Source organism: Nakamurella sp. (assembly GCF_048594475.1).
In the GTDB taxonomy this organism is placed as follows: domain Bacteria; phylum Actinomycetota; class Actinomycetes; order Mycobacteriales; family Nakamurellaceae; genus Nakamurella.
This window is the reverse complement of the sequence record NZ_JBMDXT010000363.1, coordinates 1-2,275: the sequence shown is the minus strand read 5'-3', so window position 1 is coordinate 2,275 and position 2,275 is coordinate 1. Positions and strand designations below refer to the sequence as shown.

The 2,275-nt window shown below is 73.5% G+C and carries 2 protein-coding genes and 1 pseudogene; 1 reads left to right on the top strand and 2 read right to left on the bottom strand.

Features of this window, described 5'->3' with window-relative positions:
• Window positions 1–340: 340 nt before the first annotated feature.
• Both ACOJUF_RS16340 and mca read right to left on the bottom strand, forming a co-directional pair.
• The gene (locus tag ACOJUF_RS16340) at window positions 341–739 is read right to left on the bottom strand and encodes a hypothetical protein (protein ID WP_420122885.1); all 399 of its coding nucleotides are present in this window, start codon (window positions 737–739) and stop codon (window positions 341–343) included.
• Window positions 736–1,767: a mycothiol conjugate amidase Mca gene (gene mca / locus ACOJUF_RS16335; protein ID WP_420122884.1), complete on the bottom strand. Its 1,032-nt coding sequence runs from the start codon at window positions 1,765–1,767 to the stop codon at window positions 736–738. Before mca ends, ACOJUF_RS16340 begins: the two co-directional genes overlap by 4 nt.
• A 402-nt stretch (window positions 1,768–2,169) precedes the next feature.
• Between mca and ACOJUF_RS16330 the strand changes: the two are divergent.
• Window positions 2,170–2,275: pseudogene (locus tag ACOJUF_RS16330) on the top strand (transcription elongation factor GreA); the annotation flags it as partial.

Sequence of the window (2,275 nt, the reverse complement as noted above, 5' to 3'; positions counted from 1 at the left end):
GCCGGGCGGCCGGGCGGCCAGAAGGTCGGATGATCCGGCGAGCGCTCGCCGAACGCGCCGCGAGCGGTCCGGGCCGCCGGCCGGCGACGGGCGGCCCGGCGGCGCCGCCGACGGGTGTGCCGTTGCGGATCGGTCGAGGGCGCACGCCCGAGCCAAGGCCGACGCAGGCAGTGATCCGCGGTCCGCCGGTGGCCTCCGGTTCGCCGACGCAGGCAGTGATCCGCGCTCCGCCGGTGGCCTGCGGGTCGCCGATGCAGCCAGGCCGGGCCCTGCCAACGCGTCGAGGGACGCCGCCCGCCCGGATCCGGCGTCGAACGTGCTCGAGAGGACGAGGGCGGGGTCAGCCCGCCGGTTCGTCGCTCCCGGCCCGCCGCGCGGCGGTCCCGTCGTCGTCGGCGGCCGGCACGCGGACCGCGCCGCTGTCACCGTCGCCATCACCGGTGGCGGCGCCCGCGGGCGCGTCGGCACCGGCCGAGCCGGCCGGTCCCGCCCCGGCCGCACCGATCACGCTGGCCGCCCCGACCGGAACCGCCGGCTCCGCCTCGTCGAACGTGGCCGGGACCTTCTTCAGCTGCCGGGTGAACGAGCGGAGGAGGAAGAACGTGGCGATGCCGAGCAGCAGGATCACCAGCAGACCGATCGGCGCGGCCTTGCCCCACTCCGACCCCTTGCCGGTGCTGGGGTCGTAGTCCCCCGGCTGCGGGGCGGCGAGCACGATGGTGGTCAGGATGCGGTTCACGGCGCCACCTTCTCCCGCACGCCGGCGAACAGATCGGTCTCCGGCAGCGTGGTGTCGACCAGCGAGCGGGCCAGCTCGTAGTCCTCGGTCGCCCAGACCTCCGCCTCGAGGTCGCGCGGTACGGCGAACCAGGTGGAGTCGGGGTCGATCTGCGTCTCGTGCGCGCGCAACGCGTCGTCGCGGACGTGGAAGTAGTCGGACACGGCGACCTGCGTGGTGATCCGGGTGCTGTTGTCCGGCCGCTCGTTGTCGGTGAACCGCTTGATCCACTCGTCGTAGGGACCCTCGCCGGTGCGGGCCCGGACGGCCTCGTTGATCGCCACGATCCGCGACCGGGTGAAGCCGATGTTGTAGTACAGCTTCAGCGGCTGCCAGGGTTCCCCGGCGTCCGGGAACGCGTCCGGGTCACCGGCCGCCTCGAAGGCGCCGACCGACACGACGTGGCACCGGATGTGGTCCGGGTGCGGGTAGCCGCCGGTCTCGTCGTAGGTGGTCATCACGTGCGGCCGGTACCGACGCACCACGCGGACGAGGGCCTCGATCTCCACCTCGGGATCCAGGACGCCGAACGAGCCCGCCGGGAGGTTCCAGGACTCCGGCGGTCCCTCGTGATACCCGGTGTCGTGGAACCCGAGCCAGACGTGCGCGACCCCGAGGATCTCGGCGGCTCTGGCCATCTCGCGGATCCGCAGAGCCGGGATCTCCGCACTGTCGATGGTGAGCTTCTTGTTCAGCACGTCACCGCGCTCGCCACCGGTGCAGGAGACCACGACGACCCCGGCCCCGTCGGCGGCGTACTTGGCCAGCGTGGCCGCGCCCTTGCTCGACTCGTCGTCCGGGTGCGCGTGCACGGCCATCAGCCGCAGCCCGGCGGCCAGCGCGGCCTCGTCCCGCGCCCTCGCGGCGTCGACCAGCGCCGTGTCGGCGCCGGTCGCGATCAGCTCCTCCGAATCGGTGTGCGCGACCGGGTGTTCGACGTCGTCGGCACCGGGGACGGCTCCGGGAGCCGGGATCGCATCGCTCACCATCTGTCTTCCTTCCCTTTCGGCGTCCACGACCGGAAGTCATGCTCGGCGGGCCGGCCGACCGCGGACCGCCCCCATTGTCCACGGCCCGGCCGACAGCCCCGTCCGGCCCGCCCATCCAGCCCCGCCCGCGCCGCATCGCCGCAGGTCGGGGCGGTCCGGCGGGGTGACCGGCGGCGCCGCGCAGAACCCCCGGGACGCCCCCGACGGGCCGAGCGAATCGGACACCCGCCCGGACCGTCGTGTTACCATGGGTTCAACAAAGCGGCCCCCGAGGGGGGCCGTGATGTGTTTTTGTGCCAAATTCGAGTGCGGGCACGCGCGTCGCGACCGGCTCGCGGCACCCGCGCATGTGCCACCGGACGACGGCGGCACCGACGGTGATCTGTAGTAGAGGAGTTTGCCATGACCGGCACCGGCGTGACCTGGCTGACCCAGGAGGCCCACGACCGTCTCAAGCACGAGCTCGACGAGCTCGTGGCGCATCGTCCCGTGCTCGCCGCCGAGATCA